Origin of the sequence: Candidatus Villigracilis affinis, assembly GCF_016705895.1 — a bacterium.
Taxonomy (GTDB): Bacteria; Chloroflexota; Anaerolineae; order Anaerolineales; family Villigracilaceae; genus Villigracilis; species Villigracilis affinis.
Window position 1 is genome coordinate 1 of record NZ_JADJKT010000028.1, and the last position, 19,694, is coordinate 19,694.

Annotated in this window: 22 protein-coding genes; 13 read left to right on the forward strand and 9 right to left on the reverse strand. The window is 52.4% G+C overall.

What is annotated here, in order from left to right; all coding sequences use genetic code 11:
* Positions 1-29: 29 nt before the first annotated feature.
* The 8 genes from IPI86_RS13255 to IPI86_RS13290 form a co-directional block, all read right to left on the reverse strand.
* A complete protein-coding gene (locus IPI86_RS13255) occupies positions 30-608 on the reverse strand; it encodes a sigma-70 family RNA polymerase sigma factor (RefSeq protein ID WP_345298489.1) in 579 nt (192 codons plus the stop codon).
* Positions 609-729: 121 nt separating this feature from the next.
* A complete protein-coding gene (gene rfbD, locus IPI86_RS13260) occupies positions 730-1,596 on the reverse strand; it encodes a dTDP-4-dehydrorhamnose reductase (RefSeq protein ID WP_345298490.1) in 867 nt (288 codons plus the stop codon).
* Complete coding sequence (rfbA, locus tag IPI86_RS13265) at positions 1,597-2,469, reverse strand: glucose-1-phosphate thymidylyltransferase RfbA (RefSeq protein WP_345298491.1); 873 nt, start codon at positions 2,467-2,469, stop codon at positions 1,597-1,599.
* A complete protein-coding gene (gene rfbB / locus IPI86_RS13270; RefSeq protein WP_345298492.1) occupies positions 2,466-3,545 on the reverse strand; it encodes a dTDP-glucose 4,6-dehydratase in 1,080 nt (359 codons plus the stop codon). Before rfbB ends, rfbA begins: the two co-directional genes overlap by 4 nt.
* A gap of 15 nt (positions 3,546-3,560) precedes the next feature.
* A complete protein-coding gene (rfbC, locus tag IPI86_RS13275) occupies positions 3,561-4,109 on the reverse strand; it encodes a dTDP-4-dehydrorhamnose 3,5-epimerase (RefSeq protein ID WP_345298493.1) in 549 nt (182 codons plus the stop codon).
* Positions 4,110-4,115: 6 nt separating this feature from the next.
* Positions 4,116-4,883 carry an ABC transporter ATP-binding protein gene (locus IPI86_RS13280; protein WP_345298494.1) on the reverse strand — a complete coding sequence of 256 codons (768 nt, stop codon included), beginning with the start codon at positions 4,881-4,883 and terminating at the stop codon, positions 4,116-4,118.
* Positions 4,884-4,885: 2 nt separating this feature from the next.
* Positions 4,886-5,713 (reverse strand): ABC transporter permease, encoded by an 828-nt coding sequence (locus IPI86_RS13285; protein WP_345298495.1) that lies wholly within the window; start codon positions 5,711-5,713, stop codon positions 4,886-4,888.
* A gap of 150 nt (positions 5,714-5,863) precedes the next feature.
* The gene (locus tag IPI86_RS13290) at positions 5,864-8,431 is read right to left on the reverse strand and encodes a glycosyltransferase family 39 protein (RefSeq protein ID WP_345298496.1); all 2,568 of its coding nucleotides are present in this window, start codon (positions 8,429-8,431) and stop codon (positions 5,864-5,866) included.
* Positions 8,432-8,480: 49 nt separating this feature from the next.
* Between IPI86_RS13290 and IPI86_RS13295 the strand changes: the two genes are divergently transcribed.
* The 3 genes from IPI86_RS13295 to IPI86_RS13305 are packed head-to-tail and all read left to right on the forward strand — an operon-like array spanning position 8,481 to position 11,072.
* Positions 8,481-9,305 (forward strand): methylase, encoded by an 825-nt coding sequence (locus IPI86_RS13295; protein WP_345298497.1) that lies wholly within the window; start codon positions 8,481-8,483, stop codon positions 9,303-9,305.
* 47 nt (positions 9,306-9,352) lie between these two features.
* A complete protein-coding gene (locus IPI86_RS13300; protein WP_345298498.1) occupies positions 9,353-10,264 on the forward strand; it encodes an SH3 domain-containing protein in 912 nt (303 codons plus the stop codon).
* 16 nt (positions 10,265-10,280) lie between these two features.
* Positions 10,281-11,072 carry a polysaccharide deacetylase family protein gene (locus tag IPI86_RS13305; RefSeq protein ID WP_345298499.1) on the forward strand — a complete coding sequence of 264 codons (792 nt, stop codon included), beginning with the start codon at positions 10,281-10,283 and terminating at the stop codon, positions 11,070-11,072.
* 66 nt (positions 11,073-11,138) lie between these two features.
* On the opposite strand, the gene IPI86_RS13310 is transcribed toward IPI86_RS13305, so the two are convergent.
* Positions 11,139-11,558, reverse strand: a complete 420-nt coding sequence (locus IPI86_RS13310; RefSeq protein WP_345298500.1) for a hypothetical protein — start codon at positions 11,556-11,558, stop codon at positions 11,139-11,141.
* Positions 11,559-11,979: 421 nt separating this feature from the next.
* Between IPI86_RS13310 and IPI86_RS13315 the strand changes: the two genes are divergently transcribed.
* From IPI86_RS13315 to IPI86_RS13360, 10 genes are all read left to right on the forward strand, one after another.
* Entirely contained in the window at positions 11,980-12,564 is a 585-nt protein-coding gene (locus IPI86_RS13315; protein WP_345298501.1) for a GNAT family protein, read from the forward strand.
* 4 nt (positions 12,565-12,568) lie between these two features.
* Positions 12,569-13,129, forward strand: coding sequence for a GNAT family protein (locus tag IPI86_RS13320; protein ID WP_345298502.1), 561 nt, complete (start codon positions 12,569-12,571; stop codon positions 13,127-13,129).
* Positions 13,126-13,704, forward strand: a complete 579-nt coding sequence (locus IPI86_RS13325; RefSeq protein WP_345298503.1) for a GNAT family protein — start codon at positions 13,126-13,128, stop codon at positions 13,702-13,704. Before IPI86_RS13320 ends, IPI86_RS13325 begins: the two co-directional genes overlap by 4 nt.
* The gene (locus IPI86_RS13330) at positions 13,682-14,674 is read left to right on the forward strand and encodes a GNAT family N-acetyltransferase (protein WP_345298504.1); all 993 of its coding nucleotides are present in this window, start codon (positions 13,682-13,684) and stop codon (positions 14,672-14,674) included. The genes IPI86_RS13325 and IPI86_RS13330 overlap by 23 nt, the downstream gene beginning before the upstream one ends.
* A gap of 15 nt (positions 14,675-14,689) precedes the next feature.
* Entirely contained in the window at positions 14,690-15,667 is a 978-nt protein-coding gene (locus IPI86_RS13335; RefSeq protein WP_345298505.1) for a GNAT family N-acetyltransferase, read from the forward strand.
* 222 nt (positions 15,668-15,889) lie between these two features.
* Positions 15,890-16,300 carry a hypothetical protein gene (locus tag IPI86_RS13340; protein WP_345298506.1) on the forward strand — a complete coding sequence of 137 codons (411 nt, stop codon included), beginning with the start codon at positions 15,890-15,892 and terminating at the stop codon, positions 16,298-16,300.
* A 3-nt stretch (positions 16,301-16,303) separates the two neighbouring features.
* A complete protein-coding gene (locus IPI86_RS13345) occupies positions 16,304-16,912 on the forward strand; it encodes an HAD family phosphatase (protein WP_345298507.1) in 609 nt (202 codons plus the stop codon).
* Complete coding sequence (locus IPI86_RS13350) at positions 16,909-17,133, forward strand: hypothetical protein (RefSeq protein ID WP_345298508.1); 225 nt, start codon at positions 16,909-16,911, stop codon at positions 17,131-17,133. Before IPI86_RS13345 ends, IPI86_RS13350 begins: the two co-directional genes overlap by 4 nt.
* Before the next feature lie 264 nt (positions 17,134-17,397).
* The gene (locus IPI86_RS13355; protein WP_345298509.1) at positions 17,398-18,648 is read left to right on the forward strand and encodes an MFS transporter; all 1,251 of its coding nucleotides are present in this window, start codon (positions 17,398-17,400) and stop codon (positions 18,646-18,648) included.
* Positions 18,649-18,764: 116 nt separating this feature from the next.
* On the forward strand, positions 18,765-19,685 hold the full coding sequence (locus tag IPI86_RS13360) for a branched-chain amino acid transaminase (protein ID WP_345298510.1): 921 nt from the start codon (positions 18,765-18,767) through the stop codon (positions 19,683-19,685).
* Positions 19,686-19,694: the final 9 nt, after the last annotated feature.

Here is a 19,694-nt window from a genome sequence, read left to right on the forward strand (position 1 = left end):
GTTTTTGTCTGCTTGATTCCAATGCTTGTTCATGATTCGTCTCTTGTTAGTTTACTTTCCAGTACGATTAATGCACGTGCTTGTAAACGTTTCACGGCATCAACTGATTTTCCTGTGATCTTTGCTGTCTCTGCGATGCTGAAGTCTTCAAAAAATCGCAGGATGATAACTTCCTTTTGGTCCGGGGTCAGTTTTTCAAGGGCCATACCCAATTCTTTATTGGTTATGTCCTGCTCGACGGCTTTCTCCGGATCGAGTGAGGCATCCAGCCATGTTTCCTGCAATTGCAGGGCTTCGGGGCGGCGCAACATATCCACAATCAGGTTGCGGGCGATCGTGACCACCCAGGCACCGAATGAAACGCCCTTCCACTGGAAGGTGCCGATCATTCGAAACGCACGCATAAAAGCTTCCTCGGTAATATCCTCGGCAAGCGGTACGTTCCCATCCAGGCGATAGTAGGCAAATGTATAGATTCGCTGGTAATGCAGACTATACAGAGTCGCTACAGCCTGAGAGTCACCTTCCTGGGTGCGCTCTACCAGGCGGGGAATGTCGGTTTCAGGCGATGAAGAACCCTGAGAAATATGTGATGCTTCATTATTCATAACGTATGAGATCGAAAAAAGAGACCGGCAAAACCAAAATTGCCACGAATTTGCATAATTGAAAGGTCATGAAGGGCCACAAAAGCACTGGACCGTACATTAAAAGGGAAAAACATGCAGATTAACGGTCCATGGCCATGCGCAAAGTGGATTCCCAGCTGGGGAGACGCAGGCCAAAGGTGGATGTGAAGCGGTCACAGTTCAGGGCTGAGAACAGCGGACGAGTGGCCGGGGTCGGAAAATCGGAGGTGGGAGCAGGCAGGATTTCCTTTACCTTCTGTTCGTGACGGTTGGGATCGAGTTCGAGCACCAGACGTGCCCATTCGAGGCGGCTGGCAAAGCCATCTCCAGCGAGGTGGTACAGACCAGCCCGCTCACGGATGTAGTCGCCGCCGCGTGCCAGCACCTGAGCGGTGGTCTCCGCCAGCATGCGCGCCCAAGTGGGATTACTGATCTGGTCATCCACCAGCCGCAGGGTCTCATTTTGACGCGCCCATTGCAGGGTTTTGGTCACAAAGCTATCACGGCGCAAACTGTACACCCAGGCGGTACGGAAAATGAGATATGAACCGGCGACGGATTGAATCGCCTGCTCCCCTGCCAGTTTGCTAGCCCCATAGACGTTTAACGGGTTGGTGGCGTCTGTCTCAACATAAGTTGAGCCTTTTGCGCCGTCGAAAACGTAATCGGTGGAGTAATGGATCAGGGTCGCATTCAACGCTTTGGCTTCTTCAGCCATGACGGCAGAGGCTTTGGCGTTGATGGCATACGCGAGATCGCTTTTGCTTTCAGCCACGTCCACGGCTGTGTAGGCAGTGGAATTCACAATGGTATCGGGTTTGTAGGCGCGAATCACTTCGCGCAGAGTCTCTGGATTTGCCAGATCAATTTGCGGGTAGTCCAGACCGTGTACATCGCCCAGAGGCGGCAAACAGCGTTGTAATTCCCATCCCAGTTGGCCGGTATTACCCAGCAATAAAATTTTCATTTATATTTTTCCGTTTGCGAGATCCAAAAGATATTGACCGTAGGAGTTATTCTTGAGTCTGTCAGCCAGCTCCAGAAGTTGTCTTTTGTCGATGAAGCCCATGCGGTAGGCGATTTCTTCGGGGCAGGAGATCATCATGCCCTGACGTTCCTGCACGGCCTGAATGAAATTCGAAGCCTGCAACAGCGACTCGTGGGTGCCGGCATCGAGCCAGGCCACACCGCGGCCAAGCGCTTCCACACGCAGGTCGCCGCGTTCGACGTAAAGACGGTTCAAATCGGTGATCTCCAGTTCGCCGCGTTTCGAGGGCTGTAAATTCGCCGCCATTTCGATCACGCCGGGGTCGTAAAAATAAACGCCCGGCACCGCGTAATTCGATTTTGGCTGGGCGGGTTTTTCTTCGAGGCTTACCACTTTGCCATCGCTATCGAACTCGACCACGCCGTAACGTTCGGGGTCGCGCACGGGGTAGGCAAAAATGCGCGCGCCGGAAGTCAACGTGGCAGAGCGACGCAATATCTCGGGCAGGCCGTGACCGAAGAAAATGTTATCGCCCAAAATCAAACAGGATGAATCATTCCCGACGAATTTCGCGCCGACGCGGAACGCATCCGCCAGACCCCGCGGCTGGTCCTGTTCTGCGTAGGAGAATCTCAGCCCCCACTGAGTCCCATCGCCAAGCAGGTTGCGGAAGAGCGGCAAATCTTCGGGCGTGCTGATGACGAGAATGTCACGGATCTCCGCCAGCATCAGCATGGAAAGCGGATAATACACCATCGGCTTGTCGTACACCGGCAGCAATTGCTTGCTCATGGAAAAAGTCAGCGGGTGCAGGCGTGTGCCGCGCCCACCGGCAAGGATGATTCCCTTCATGACGGGTTCTCTCTTTTTTCATAGTTTTTGGAAAGCCAGGTTTGATATTCGTGCTGCTTTTGAATGGCACTCACCCACTCTGGGTTGGCGAGGATCCATTGCACCGTGGCAAGCAGGCCGTCCGTCAGGGAATGACGCGGCTTCCAGCCAAGATCGCGTTCGATCTTGCTGATATTCATGGCATAGCGGCGGTCATGACCAGGGCGGTCTGTTACGAATTTAATCAAACTACGATGCGGCTCTGCCAGCGGCTGAAGTTCATCCAACAGATCACAGATGGTTTCGATGATGGTCAAATTGGCGGGCTGGTTATTGCCGCCGATGTTATAGGTTTCGCCGGGTTTGCCATCCACAACGATCTTGTGGATCGCCTCGCAATGGTCGGTCACGAACAGCCAATCGCGGATCTGCTGGCCGTCGCCATACACGGGCAGGTGTTTGCCTGTCAACGCATTGAGGATGACCAGCGGAATCAATTTCTCGGGAAACTGGCGCGGGCCATAATTATTCGAACAATTCGAAATGGTCACCGGCAGTTGGTAGGTGTGGTTATAAGAACGCACCAGATGATCGCTGGAGGCCTTTGAAGCGGCATAAGGTGAATTCGGCGCGTAGGGGGTGGTTTCAGAAAAGGCGGGGTCATCGGGCGCAAGCGTGCCATACACTTCATCGGTGGAAACATGATGAAAGCGGACTTGATCGAGAGGCAACGCATTTTCCACCTGCCAGTATTGCCGCGCCGCTTCAAGCAATGTAAACGTGCCGATCACATTCGTTTGAATGAACGGCTCCGGTCCCAAAATCGAACGGTCCACATGGGTCTCGGCGGCAAAATGAATGATGGTATCGATCTGATGTTGGCGAAGCAAATCGCGCACAAAATCACGGTTGCAAATATCACCCTGCACGAAGGTGTGATGATCCGCGTTGGGCAGGTCCTTCAAATTCTCGAGGCTGCCCGCATAGGTCAACGCATCGAGGTTAATGATCTGAACCTGTGGATCCGCCTCTAAAATATAACGAACAAAATTGGAGCCGATAAAACCCGCCCCGCCAGTGACCAAAACATTTTTCATTTTGTCTCCCGGAGTCTAATCATAAATCTCAGCATCTTTGAGGAGCACGCCCTTTGCATCCTTCCCAGACAGAATCGGAAAGCCATCGCCCGCAACGGGCCAATCGATGCCCAGAGCAGGATCGTTCCATAACAGACTGCGCTCCCATTGCGGAGCATAATAATCTGTCGTTTTATAAAGGATCTCAGCCCGCTCGCTCATGACGTAAAACCCATGCGCGAATCCGGGCGGGACCCAAAGCTGGTTCTTGTTTTCTGACGAAAGGACCGCCCCGACCCATTTTCCAAACGTCGGGGAACTGCGGCGAATATCCACAGCCACGTCATAAATCTCGCCAACGACCGTTCGCACCAGTTTACCCTGAGGCTGGCGAATCTGGTAATGCAATCCGCGCAACACCCCCCGCGTGGAAGCCGAATGGTTATCTTGTACAAAATCAAATTGAATGCCTGCCGCCAAAAAGCGTTCCTTTTGGTAGCTTTCCAAAAAGAATCCACGCTCGTCTTCAAAGACTTTCGGCACGACCAGAATCACTTCAGGCAGGCTGGTTGGTATGAATTGCATGTGGATTTATGCTCCTGCGCCCGGCTGTGCCTTGCGATATTCCGCCACGATATCGGCAGCGGGGCCAACCGCGCGCACTGTGCCATGGTCAAGCCAGGCAACACGCTGACAAAGATTCATCACAGATTCCATGGAGTGAGAAACCATGATGGAGGTGGTCTTTCCATTGCGGAATCCACGCATACGCGCTTCGCATTTCCTGCGGAAGGATTCATCCCCCACAGACAGCACTTCATCAAGCAGGAGGATATCCGGTTCCCAGGTGGTGGCTGCAGCAAATCCGAGGCGGGCATACATGCCGCTGGAATAGGTACGCAGGGGCGAATCAATAAAATCGCCCAGCTCAGAGAACTCGATGATCTCGTCCATGTGCTCTTCGATCTCACGGCGCGGATGACCAAGAATGGTGCCATTCAACATAATGTTCTCACGCCCGGTCAATTCAGGGTGAAAGCCCGCGCCCAACTCCAACAGCGGCGTGACAACGCCTTTGATCCACACCCGCCCTTCCGTAGGAATCAAGACTCGTGAGACAACCTTGAGCAGGGTGCTTTTCCCGGCGCCATTATTGCCCACGATGCCGAAGATCTCGCCTTTTTGGATCTGCAGATTTACATCATTCAAGGCGCGGAATTCTTTAAATTGGATCCGTCTCTGCAGAATACGAATGGCGTATTCCTTGAAGGTACGAATCCGTTCTCCCGGCTTGCGATACAGCACGGAGACACCTTCAATGCGGATAACGTCTTCTGATGGTTTGTTTGAATCGATCATGTTTATAAGTGATAGGCGAACTCATCAGAGCGTTTCGAAAAGAACAGCCATCCGATGATAAGAGTCGTGACAGAGATCAACGTCGCAACGATCAGGATATCCCCATCGGGAAGCACTCCCTCGAAGATCGGCGCGCGGAATATTTTCACATAATAGTACATTGGGTTCAAATGAAAGAACCAATAGCGATAGGCTTCGGGGATCAAGGTTTCGGGATAGACGATGGGCGTCAAATACATCCAGCCAGTCAGCACAAGGTTGTACATATCCGCCACATCAGGGAAGTAGATCGACATGGTGGAAATGATCAGCCCCACCCCCAAAGCGAACGCCCCCAGCAGCAGCATCGAAACCGGCACGAACAGGATGCTCCAACGCAGCGGCAGGCCGATGATGAGAACGATCAAAACGAGGGGGATGAACGAAATCCCCAAATTGGTCAGCCCGGTGCCGATCGAAGAGACCGCAAAAGAGGTGCGCGGCACGTAGATCTGCCGAAGCAAAGCGCCACCCCACACGATCTGCGTCATCATGGCGCTGGTGGCCTGTGAAAAGAACGTCCACGCGATCAGGCCGCTGAGGATGTAAGCCGGGTAGCCCTTGACCTGGCTAAACAGAGTCGAGAAGACCACAGAAAGGATCACCATCATGCCGAGGGGCTGGAGCATCGTCCAGGCGACGCCCAAAACCGAGCGCTTGTAACGCGCCACAATGTCCTTGCGGATCAATTGAAAGATCAGGTCGCGATATCGAAAGATACCGCGCAATTCCTCCAACGCCACCGGCCCGCGCCGGGCGCTATCATAGATAAATTCTTCAGATGTTTTCATACCACTCACAAAAGGTAACTTATTTTCAGGAACCCGACCCGAAATCAGAGCCAGAACAGGCAGGTCAGAAAAATCCGCGGTGCGGATTCTCGAACGGGATTTAAAACAGCGTTTTCGATTCTACCATACGGGAAAAAGCCGCAGAAACGGCTACTGCACAGGGCATTGCAGCGGCACCGGCGGGCGGCGCGTGTACACGATGTTCGGCTGATCCACGATCACCACGGCCAGCGCATCGATATTAGCCCCCAGCCCGCACCCCAAAACAAACACATCGGAGGCGTTCGGGAAGTAATCCACATCGGCCCGCGGCAAAAGCACATAGCTCAACCCCTGCGGACCGATCACCGTAAACGCGATTCGGGGAAAATCCATCGCGGTGTACGGAAAACGATTCTTGGGGATGCCCCTGCCCGCCTCAAAATAACGCGGATACAAAGCGCGCCCGGCCACGATCCTAAGTTCGGGCCATTGCGCGAAGGCGGTCTGCAATTCCGCCGCATCGTATCCCATCTTTTGAATATCGCCCTGAGATTCAAGCAGCGTGAACAATTCCTCCTGCGAACGGTCAGGATAGCGGCGTGGAATGAAATGACCCGACACCGGCACCAGTGACCCAACGAACAGGAAGAAAATGACGATCAACGGAGCCTGCTTCTTAAGCGGTTCCCAACTCCACGAAGCCTGCTCAGCGACATGGGCAGTCTCTTCCCGCAGGCCAAAGAAAGCCAGTCCCCACAAAATGACTTGAAACAAACCCAACGCAAAATAAAACAGGATGACCCAATCGATCGGCACAACGTAGCGTCCGCCGGAGGTGCGGGCGAAGGCATTGGCAAGGTCATAAAAAAGGAAGATACCCAATGGAGCCAGCCCCGGAGCGCGGGAGTATTTCCAGGCGGCGGCAATGCCCAGCGCGACTAGAAGCAGGTTCAAGGTCAGGAAATGATGCGCGCTTTCAGCGAAGCGGCCATCCCAATACGGTTCCCAATACGGGAAATCGCCGCGCACCGTGCGCCACAGATCGTGGAACTCGTCATCTGTCGGCAGAATAAAGACCGACGAAATGATGTTGTGCAGGAAATGAATGGTCACAAATTCATAAACAGGTTTCACCCTTGCAGGCTCAGCCAAACGCGGACCTGTGGATGATACAGCGGCAACGCTCACCGGAGCTGCTTCATTTCCCTGCGGCTCTTCCTCGGGCGCAAGCTGCGGCGCCGCTTGCGGATAACGCGCCTTAAGAACGATCATGATTCTGTAAATATAAATATCGAAAACGGATTTGTCGTGATACGCTCCCCACGCAAACGTGCTCGCGAACATCGTAACCAAAACCAGCATGCCGATCACCATGCCGCGCAATTTCTGCCGCCAATACACGAAGGGAATCAAAATTCCCGCGAACACCAAAAGAAAAAGCGTATTCGTGCGCAGCATGATTCCCAGCCCCACCACGCCACCCGCCCACAACGCATATAAATAATTCTTCGCAGGAGCCTTCAACCAGCGCACCATCATCAAGGCAAACCACGCCACGAAAATGACCGTCGGGAAATCGGTGAGCATATACTTCTGATTGGCAAGATCGATCAAGGTGCTGACCACGATTCCGTTGACACCGCGCATTGTCACCAATGCCGCGAGGATCACACCAAAAGAACGGTTGAAAACATCCCGCCCCAGCAAATACAGGAGCGCTGGAAAAACAGCATAGATGGCGGCTTGCACGTTCATCAAGTGCTCGTAATTCTGCCCGAACAATTGATGCAGGAAAACCAGAAACGCCATATACAGGGCGCGGTCCCAATAGGCACCGTTGTTAATGCCCTGACCGATCAACGCAAACTGACTGCCGCGGTCAAAGGTTGCCGCATCGGAAAATGGATGCAGTTCATAATCAGGCAGAAACGGCCCCGGCGCGAAGAAACTGGTGGGCAATGGTTCACGCGCCCAAAGATACGCCGCCAGGCACCAGATCAAAAAGAAAACGAAAAGGTCCGTCCATTTTGGAAAACGCGCCTTGAATGACGAACGCTCCAACGCAAACACGCCAAGGCCGATCACCATCGCCAGCACGATCTGCAAACTCAGCACAGGCACGCCCGCGCCATACCAAAAACCATCGCTCACCCACACCCCCAAGCCGGTCAACGCGATGAATGCCCAAATCAAAAGAAAAGCGAACATCACGCCCAGCGCAATGCCAAAAATCTTTTTATTCGAAGTGAGTGTATTCAAAAAATTCTGCGGGTCAAAACCATATTCTTCCACCCCTGAAACAACAAAAGTCAAAACACCAGCGAGGGTCAACCAAACGACAATGGGATGCAGGCGCAGGTAATAATCCTGATTGTTCTCCCAGCGATACAAAGGTGTGAACCAGATCACCCAGCCTGCAATGGCGATCGCCGCGGCCAGCCAGCGGATCAGCACGGCGAGAGTCGTCTTCCCGAAGAGAAAAGTCCAAGCCCGCTCTGCCCAGGCCTGATTGCGAAATGAACGGACCGAAAGCGCCGCCGTCAATAACCCCGCCAGCGACACACTGCCAATCAGAATCATTCTTTGCAGTGACAGCCCCAAAAAAATATTATTCTTCGGGTCAGAAGGCACCTGATACACCACCCAGGCCGTCACAAACGCGCCAACCGAGATCAGCAGCCCATAGACCGCAAGGGTGAAGGATTTGTTTTTCCAGCGCAACATATTAATCGGCATGAGTTTACCATAACGAACCCCGTCGATTTCGCTCTTATAATTGGAGCGAATGGTAAAAACTTCAAGCAAAAAACCGATTGGAAACCCGACCCGCGGAAAGACCGCTTCGAACCGACTCCGCCGTGTCGATAACTTTATCCTGCTCTATGAGCCTGCGCTTCTTACGCGGACCGATGGACTGTTTCAGCATTCGATGTTCATTGATCTTGGCTACGGCTTCGACGCCCGAACCACCCTCGAAAGCGCGGAACGCTTCAGGCGTGTCAACCCGTCACTGCCCATCCTCGGCGTGGAGATCGACAAGGAGCGGGTCGAGGCCGCGCTGCCCTTCGCCGACAGCATCACCCACTTTCGGCATGGAGGATTTAACTTGCCTTTGCAATCAGGCGAAAGGGTAAGATTGATCCGCGCATTTAATGTCCTGCGTCAATATGAAGAGAAGGATTTTGCGCCCGCGTATGAACGTCTCGCTGAATATGTTTTACCGGGCGGGCTGATGATCGAAGGCACGTCGAATCCGTTTGGAAGTATCTGGGTGGCGAACCTCGTTCGAAAAATAGAAAGCGGATGGAAGTTCGAAGCGCTTGTATTCAGCACAAACTTCCGTATGGGATTCGACATCACCGATTTTCAAACCGTGCTGCCAAAGAATCACATCCATCATGTGGTGGCAGGCGAACCCATCCATAATTTTTTCGAAGCGTGGAAACGCTCTGCCGCCGAAACCGCGCATGCAAAAGTTTTCGGGTGGAAGCAATGGTTCACCGCCTCGGCCGAAAGCCTGGCGGCAAAAGGGTTCAAGATCGACACGCATAAAAAATGGCTGGCAAAAGGCTGGCTGATCCTGAAAAACGGAACAAGCGCAGAAGGTTGAACGTCAGATTTAAGAGCCGCTGCTTAATTTCATAAAAGGAAAGTATCATGTCATTCTTCAAAAAAACCCGTTTGCTAGCCATTGTGCTGTTAGTTGCCAGCATGGCTTGTGCCACTCCATCCATTTTTCCATCGAACGAAAATGAAATCAGCACTGCCGTGGCAGGGACAGTGATGGCGGGCCAAACCCAGGACGCAATAAACGAACTCCTCACTCCACCCACATTGCAAGATACCCCCACCCTCGTCCCAACTTTAACATTCACGCTCGAACCGCCCACATTGACTCCCACTCCAACACTGGTGCCGACCCTGCCTTTCACTCCCACGCTGGAAACGCCGTTCATCACCGTTTCCGTCGATACCAATTGCCGCAGCGGACCAGGCAAAGTGTACGATATGGTCGGGGCTTTGCTGGTCGGTGAAATCGCCCAAGTGTATGCACGTGACCCAACCAATAACTATTGGTACATCCGCAACCCAGATGGCAGTGACCCCGAGTTTTGCTGGGTATGGGGAAAATATGCCACACTGACGGGGCCAGTCATGCTCGCGCCGGTCTTCACGCCGCCGCCCACGCCCACCGCCACGGCCACTTCCCTGCCCACGCCGAAGTTCACCGTTGAATACACCAGCATGGATTCATGCAACGGCTTCTGGTGGGTGGAACTGAAACTCAGGAATACTGGCGGCATCCCGTTCAAATCGGTGAACATCTCGATCAGGGATAAGATCACCGATGTGGTCGTCTCTGATACCGCTGATGGATTCATCAATCTCGACGATTGCCAGACGAAAAGCGCGAAAGAAATCCTCGGCATCGGCGAGACTTACACCATTAGCACACCCCCATTCAAATACAACCCTGAAAGCCATAGACTCTTTGTAACCATTACACTGTGCTCGGATAAAGGTCAACAGGGAACGTGCGCGACGGAAAAGATCGATTTTGAGCCGTAATCACAAAGGAGACGAAGTGTCACGATCCACACGGACTGCGGATTTGAATCTGCAATTACGAAATAAAACGAGGCTGTTTTTTCTACTGGTATTGACGCTTCTGGCCAGCTGTACCAGCAAGCCCGAACCAGCTCTGCCTGCACTCACATTCAAGAATACCGTGGTCAGCTTGACCTTCGATGACGGTGACGCCGACAACTACGCCGTGCGCGATATCCTCGCGGAGAATAACCTGCGGGCCACCTTCTACATCGTAAGCGGATTCACCGGCACGAACGGCTACATGACCGAAGACCAACTGCGCGACCTGTACAACGACGGCAACGAGATCGGCGGACACACGCTCAGCCATAGCAATGTCCCTGACTTGAGCGGCGCAGACCTCGAACGTGAGATCTGCCAGGACAGGCAAAATCTGCTGGCGCACGGATTCGCAGTAAATTCCTTCGCCTATCCCTACGGCCACTATGACGATGAATCAAAACAAATGGTGGTCGATTGCGGATATAACAATGCACGCGGCGTTTCCGGCGGACCGGACACCATTCCGCCCGTGGATATGTATGTCTTGAATGCCATGCCCTACATTGTGAAAGATACGCGCTTTCCAAAAATGACCCGCTATGTGACCGAAGTTGAAAATGACGGCGGCGGCTGGGTCATCTTTGTATTTCATCACGTCTGCGACGGCTGTAATGAGTATGCGATCAAACTCAATGTGTTCGATCAATTTGCAAAGTGGCTCGGTGAACAACAAGCCAATGGATTGGTAGTCAAAACGATGAGCGAAGTGGCGAATCCGAAGTAGGTCCACTTGCAGCGTGACATCATCAAGAGAGACGCCAAAGTCTGAGGACTTTGGCGTCTCTCTTTTTTATTCTTCTTTTTTCTTGCGAATTACAAAAAAAGGCAAAAGCATCAGCAAAACAGAAATCCCCAATCCGCATAAACCACCCAGCCCAAACATGCCGCCGATGGAGGCCAGCGCATATTGCTCGTTGCGGATGATCTCCGTGCTGCCATCGGCAAAGGTGCAGGTGATCTCCACCGTGTGACCGTACGTGCCCGATGGGCTGGACGTTGTTGGAACGGATGCGCCATCCTGGCGCGAGGTACTTTCCGCGCCCGGGCAAAACACAGATACGGCGATCTTTTCGCTCAGATTGGGAATGGCAAACAGGGAGGGTCCCACCATGAAGGTGGTGACAAAAATGATGCCGCACGAAACTGCACCGATCGCAAACCACGCGATCAAACGGGCAACCCAAACTTCCTTTGCAGAATTCAATTTCATAATTTACCTCTAATTGTTTTTGCGAAAATACACAGTTGACAATTATTGTATCGAATCCAAACAGAGGATACAACCTCCCAAAGGTTTGATGCACTATGATTCCGTCATAAAATATTTTTCCACAATACCCTTGACTCTATTTTCTCTTGCATGATAAACTCACGGCGCTTGATAAAAGCAAATCTTACGAAAGGAGGCGCACGCCCAATGTTGATGAACAAGTTTTACACCTTCCCTGCATTCATCGGTAAAGCCGATGTTGATTCTCGCAGTGCGCCTGCTCACCGTTAGACTGTCCTAGTTGTCTTGCGGCCACGGTGCACTACACACCCGTGGCCGTTTTTATTTAATCGCGCGAAAGGCGGCCATGGGTCAATGTGACCTGTGACCGCTTTTTTGTTTTTTTGGTTTGGAGGAAAAAATGTTGGATATACAAACTCAGTTGTTCGAAGCGACGGATATCCGTTTCGGTCCCATCGACCATGAAACGCATCCTGAAATCGAATCCAAATGGACGCATGACGCCGAATTCATGCGCCTGCTGGACTTAAAACCCGCCCGTCCGCTTTCACCCGCAATGGTGAAGAAGCAGTATGAAGCCGTTGAAAAGGAAATGGAGGAGGATAAGAACCTCTTCTACTTCACCATCCGTGCCCGCGAAGATGACCGTTTGATCGGAAAAGCCATTTTGGAATGGATCGACTGGACCAACGGCAACGGGTTTCTTCGCCTCGGTATCGGTGCCGTGGAGGATCGCCGCAAGGGATACGGCTCGCAAGCCTTGAGTCTCTTGCTGCGCTATGCCTTCAATGAGCTGAATCTCTATCGCGTGACTGCGGTGGTACCTGCCTACAATGAGGGCGCCATGCGCCTCTTCCAGAAGTTTGGTTTTATGGAAGAGATTCGACGACGTCAGGCATTGAATCGCGACGGTCAAATTTGGGATCTCGTCTCTTTCGGCTTATTGAATACCGAATGGCGGGAGCAGAATAACGGTCGAGGGTGAAGCGATGAAAGACATCTATCGCGGATCCCTCGTCCGCCTCGCGAATGATTCCCCCGAGATCATGGCCAAGGCCTTCGTCAAATGGGATCGAGACACCGAACAGCACCGCCTGGCCGACAGCGACCCCGCCATGTTGTTTTCTGAAAAAAAGATCAAGGACTTCATCGAAAAACGCGCGGGCAAAAACCCGCAGGCATTCCCGTTTTCCATACGCACACTCGCCGATGATAAGTTGATCGGTGGCGTGAGTCTGTGGGTCAATTCGTGGACGCATGCCGACACATGGGTTGGCATTTCCATTGGCGAGCGCGAATACTGGGGCAAGGGCTACGGCACCGACGCCATGCGCCTCATCGTGCAATATGGATTTATCGAGCTGAATCTGCGCCGTGTTTCACTCGGCCTGCACGCCTACAACGAACGCGCCTTGAAATCCTATGAAAAAGTTGGATTCAAAATGGAAGGACGCATGCGCGGCGAAGGCCTGCGCGACGGCGTCCGCTTTGACAGCCTTTGGATGGGCATCCTTCGTGAGGAATGGCTCGCCCAACAGGAGGCGAAATGAAAGATATTTTCAAGGGGAATCTTGTGCGCCTTTCTGCCATGGATTCTGAAGAGGTCGGCAAGGCGTTTTCCTCGCTGGGACGCGATTCGGAATTAATGCGCCTGATGGATACGGGCCCGACCCGCCTGCATTCCGCAAAAGCGACGACAAAATTCCTTGAAAAAATAATTGAAGATGATTCACCCGCGAATCATTTCTTCAGTATCCGCGCCCTGGATGATAACCGCCTGTTGGGCGATATCAATATTGATGTGATCAACAACTGGGGTTCGCGTGATTCGTTTGTGGGTATTGGAATCTACAAACGTGAAGATTGGGGCAAGGGCTACGGCACCGAAGCCATGAAACTGATTTTGCAATTTGGCTTCATCGAACTCAACCTGCGCCGTATCACCCTTACCGTCTTTGAATACAATCCACGCGCCATCCGCTCTTATGAAAAATGCGGTTTTCAAGTTGAGGGTCGTATGCGCGGCAGAATCATAAAAGACAACAAACGCTGGGATGTGCTCCTTATGGGCATTCTGCGTGATGAATGGAAGGAATTGAACCATGACACAACCTCAACTAAATGAAACGCGTCTCGACTCAAGCCTCAGCCTGCGCACTGCTCAATGGGCAGATTGCGAAGCCGTGGCAGGAGTCATCTACGCCGTGTGTGAAGCCGATGGAGATACCACGGTCGCAGTCACACCTGAAGAACTGAAAAACGAATGGCAAAGCGAAGGCTTCAATCCAGAAACCGACGCCTTCATTATTGAAACAAAAGATGGCCGCATAGTCGGATACGAAGAATTCGGCAACCAACACGAACACTACAACCTGCGCACCGATGGATACGTCCACCCGCAATTCAAAGGGTTGGGAATCGGCACAACCCTGCTGCGTCGCGCCGAAGCACGCGCCATCGAAGAAATGCAACTCGCCGAACCCGACCTGCGCATTTTCCTGCGCAGCACCATCGACAGCCGCGATGCCGCCAGCCATGAACTGCACAAAACCGAAGGCTACTTTCCAAAACGCTATCACTGGCGAATGGAAATAAAACTTGATTCCGCGCCCCCAGCCGCAGTCTGGCCTGAAGGCGTGGAGATTCGTCCGTTTGTAAGGGCAGAGCATGAAATGGCCGTCTGGCAGGCGCAAAACGAATCCTTTCGAGACCATTGGGGAAGCCACGATGTATCCTTCGAGGAATTTGTCCACAGCCGCTTCGACGACCCTGAATTTGACCCGAATCTTTGGGTCATCGCCTGGGATGGGAACGAAGTGGCAGGCTTTTCGATTAACCGTTACCGCATGGGCATCGGCTGGATCCGTACACTCGGCGTTCGCCGTCCGTGGCGCAAAAAGGGACTCGGCCTCGCTCTGCTGCAACAATCCTTTGGCGAATTCCACAAACGCGGCACAAACACCATCGGTCTCGGCGTGGATGCTTCCAACCCAACAGGTGCAACCCGTCTTTATCAACGGGCTGGCATGGTTGTAGCCAGTGAGTTTCTCACTTATGAAAAGGAACTTCGCCCCGGACGTGTGGTGGAGGAATAAAGTTAGGAGATCGCCATGACTGAAAAAGCACATCTCGACCACGGCCTGACACTGCGCCCAGCGAGTTTGGCAGATGTCAATGCAGTTGCAAAACTCACATATGAAGTTGCTAAAATGGAAGGCGATGCGAGTTTTGTAATGACGGCCGAAGAGCTGGCAAACGCATGGCGTAACGAAGGCTTTCTTGTGGAACGCGACGTCTTTGTCGTGGAGACCCAGGAGGGACGTGTGGTTGGCAGTGAAGAGTTTTATAACGAGAATGGTCACTGTAAACTTATAGCAGACGGATGCGTTCATCCCGAATTCAGAGGCCTGGGGATTGGAACCTCCCTGCTTGAAAAAATGGAAGTACGCGCGCAGGCTGAAATGGAACTTGCCAAGCCGAATACGCGGGTGGTGATCCAAAGCATGATCAATACCAGGAACGAGGCTGGGGATCCCTTGCTCCGTGCCATGGGCTACTCTCCCATCCGCTATTTTTGGCGCATGGAAATCAAGTTGCAGGAAGCTCCTGCAGCAGTGACCTTCCCTACCGGCCTTGAGTTGCGGCCGTTCATCAAAGACGAACATGCTGTTGCCGTCTGGCAGGCAGACAACGAAGTTTTCCGCGACCACTGGGGTAGCCATGAATTTACCTATGAAAAGTGGTCTCAAAAATTTGACAATCCAAATTTTGACCCTACCCTTTGGATGGTTGTCTGGGATGGAGATCAGATTGCAGGGTTTTCACAAAACCGCTTCCGCATGGGATCTGGCTGGGTGGGCACAATTGGTGTCCGCCGCCCCTGGCGCAAAATGGGACTTGGAATTGCCCTTTTACGGCATTCCTTCGGCGAATTCTACAAACGCGGCACAACCACTATTGGCCTCGGCGTGGATGCCTCCAACCCTACGGGCGCAACGCGTTTATATCAGCGGGCTGGCATGGTTGTAGCCAGCGAACACCTCACTTATGAAAAAGAGCTTCGCCCAGGCCGCGAAGTGGAGGAATAAATATTTTTTACCGTCCACTTCTTCTAAATAAAAGACTCTAGAGGTTTTCAAACAGGGAATCAGCCCGATTTTTGGCCTGATTCCTTTAAAAGAGCCTTTAGGGTCTGGTTTTTTAGGCGCAAATTACAGAAAGAACTGAGCAAATAAAAAGCTGATTCGCTATGCGGGTGAAATCAGTGTAGAATCAAGATATATTCGCGCTTTTTTGGAAAGGATAAACCTATGAACCTGCGTTGTATTTACTGCCAGACCCCATTCACCCTTAGCCGCACTGAGATGCTTACTGCCATTATGACGATGAATGAAAAGAACATGAACCACTATGACGGCCACTGCCCGCGCTGCCGCCGCGCCAATTCCATTTCTCGACAGAGGATGGAACTGTTCTTCCCCAACTGGCAGGATGCCGCCAAGAAACAGGCTTCTGCTGATGCAAAAGCCGCTGCCGCCAGCGCCAACGCTGAAGTTCCAGCCACTGCTTTCCTTAAGACCGAGCCCCTTCCAAAAACGACAAAGATCGGCACTGAGAAAAAGTCTGCTGCAAAGAAACCAGCCGCAGCGAAATCTTCCACGGCAAAAGCAAAAGCTCCTGCCGCAAAGAAACCTGCAGCTTCGAAGACCAAGAAGAAATAGCACATGCCCGTCCGCGCTGTGTTCTTTGATTTCGGGGGCGTGATCATGCGTACCGAGTACCAGTCTCCGCGCCAGCATTTGGCGGAGCGGTTTGGCATGGATTATGACGACATCGATAAGGTCGTCTTCGCAAGTGAATCTGCGCGGCGCGCATCGGTGGGTGCCATCCCCGAACATGCCCATTGGGCGGAAGTGTTGAAGCGGTTAAAGCACCCAATCTCCGAGATGAAATCCTTTCAGGATGAATTCTTCGGTGGCGACGTGATCGACCGCGATCTGGTGGAATATATCCGCTCCCTGCGCGGGAAGGTCCATACCGGACTGATCTCCAACGCATGGAGCGGGTTGCGTGATTTCATCGCACGTGAAAAGGTCATCGATGTGTTCGACACTGTCACCATTTCGGCGGAGGTTGGCGCAATCAAGCCCGAGGCAAAGATCTATCAAGTTGCGTTGGAGCAGGCCAGAGTTAAGGCAGAAGAAGCGGTCTTCGTCGATGATGTAAATATCAATCTCGAAGGCTGTGAAGATCTCGGCATGACCGGCATCCTGTTCAAGAACCCACAAGATAGCATTGCAGAGTTGAAGCGGCTGCTGGAGGAACACACATGAATCAAAACGCCAAACGGATCGCCGTCGTGCTTGTAAAAAGCCTGCATGTGCGTGTGGATCATGATGCATCAAGTGAGGCCATTGCAGGTTTGAAGGAAGGCGACGAAGTGGAAGTGACCGCTACATGGGGAAACAGTGAAAGTATTTGGGCGCAGCTCGGCGAAGGCAGATGGGCTGCAATGAAGTACGACGGCCAGACCTTGATGAAGTTCAAGGAATAGTTTTCCAGCATTGTACGGGGAAGCGATGCGCACGGGACCTTCGGCACTTTCACTGATCTGACACTCTGTGCGAGTATTCCAGTTTTTTCATAAATATTTTTTAAGACTTCAGCGTTTGATTACGCTTTTGTCGTTTAAACTCATATAACAACAAACAAAAATGGAGGCTGTCATGAAAATCTTCACCTTTTTAAATAATGTTCGGCATACGGAGGGAGCCTTCCGCGCCTGACGCACGGTTCTCGTTTCACAAAAAGGAATAACATGTTTTCAAATTTAAAGTTAGATGCCACAAAAGTTTATCTGTTTATCGAATTCACCGCTTCGGCTTTCTTCTCGATGATGTTCGTGACCATGTCACTGTACGAGGCCACAATTGCGGGGCTTACGCCATTACAGCTCGTGCTGGTCGGCACCACACTGGAGGTTTCAGCGTTCGTCTTTGAAATCCCCACGGGTGTGGTGGCAGATTCATATTCACGCCGCCTGTCCATCATCATCGGGTACTTTTTGATGGGGCTCGGTTTTCTTGTGGAAGGCCTCTTTCCCGCCTTTCTGCCGATCCTGCTTGCGCAAGTCATCTGGGGGCTGGGATATACATTCACCAGCGGAGCCACACAGGCATGGATTTCGGACGAGGTCGGGGAAGAAAAGGCCAATCAGCTTTTCATGCGCGCCACACGCGTAGGGCTGACCGCATCCCTGTTTGGGATGGGGCTAGCTATGCTCATCGGCGCGAACAACGTGGCCCTGCCGATTCAGATCGGTGCAGTCGGCGTGATCATGATCGGCGTTGTGCTGATCTTCATCATGCCTGAAACAGGCTTCCACCCCACCCCGCAGGAAGACCGCAACACATGGCAGCATATGTGGCACACATTCAATGAAGGTGTGAAGGCAGTGCGAGCACGTCCACGCCTTATCACCATTCTTGGCATCGGTTTGTTTTACGGCCTGTACAGCGAAGGCTTCGACCGTCTGTGGGTGAAGCACTTGCTCGATAATTTTGATATCCCGGTCCTGTTCGGGAACAATCAAGTGGCCTTCTTTGCCGTGTTGCGCATCGTGGCATCCGTCCTGACCATCTTCGCGATCCGTTTCGTGGAAAAACGCGTCGACTCGGGAAGTCCGCTTGCGATTGGCCGCGCCATGATGATCGTAACGGGATTGATCGCCACCACCATGATCGGATTCGCCCTTTCGCCGCTTCTTGTCCTAGCCCTGGGCCTGTATCTCGTCATCGACGTTTTACGCGATATTCGAGGTCCGCTCAACTCGGCATGGGTGAACCAGAAACTTGATCCGCAAACCCGCGCCACGGTTCATTCCATGACCGGGCAGGTGGATGCCTTCGGGCAGATCGCAGGCGGCCCCAGCGTGGGACTCGTTGCGCGATTCTTTTCAGTTGTAGCGGCCATCACCACATCGGGACTGCTGCTTTTGCCAGCCATGTTCCTCGTAGGCCGCGCCAACTCACAGTCCATTGCGGAACGGGATTCGCAAATCGATTCATAAACACGGGGGTTAGTTAATTCATGCAGTAAAGGGAAGCCGGGTTCTTTCGAATCTGGCTTCCCTATTGAATGGATTATAATTTCATGGCAATAACCAATTCAAATCGGAGGTGTCTAGTGGATCTCTCGAAGCACGCTTTCTTTGAGGGAAAGATCGTCCCACTTGCGGACGCGAAAATCAACATAGCAACACATGGCTTTTTATATGGAACCACCGTGTTCAGTGGTATGCGGGCATATTGGAACGAAGAGAAGAAACGTCTCTTCGTTTTTCGTCCATTTGACCATTTTCAGCGCCTTTTAAATTCCGCGCGCATGATGGCAATGGATATCCCCTATGACGAAGAGAGTCTGACCCAGTTGACTCTCGATGTTTTACGAATGGACAACTGGAAGGAAGATGTGTATCTGCGCCCCACCATTTACAAAGCTGACATGGGCATCGGTGTGCGTTTGCACAATCTAAAAGACGAATTCGCCATGTTCGTGATGGCATTTGAAAAATATGTTCCCAATGATTCGAACGCGCATATCACATTCTCGTCCTGGCGGCGCATTGACGATAATTCCATCCCTGCGCGTGGAAAGATATCGGGCGCGTACGCCAACTCGGCGCTGATCAAGACCGACGCCAACCGCGCAGGCTTTGACGAGGCGCTCGTGCTCGACAACAACGGCCATGTCTCTGAAGGCTCAGCCATGAATATCTTTATCATTCGTGACGGCATTCTGATCACGCCGCCAGTCACAGACAATATCCTCGAAGGCATCACCCGCCGCTCGGTCATGGAATTGGCGCGCAGCGAGCTCGGCCTGCAAGTCCTGGAACGCTCCATCGACCGCACAGAAGTATTTATCGCCGAGGAAGTTTTCATGACCGGCACCGCCGCGCAAATCGTCGCTGTGACGAAAATTGATCATCGCCCTGTGGGTACCGGCAAAATGGGACCCATCACTGAGAAATTGCGCATCCTGTTCGATGATATCGTCCGCGCAAAACACCCGAAGTATCAAAAATGGAATCTTGAAGTCGGGTAAAAAAACTAT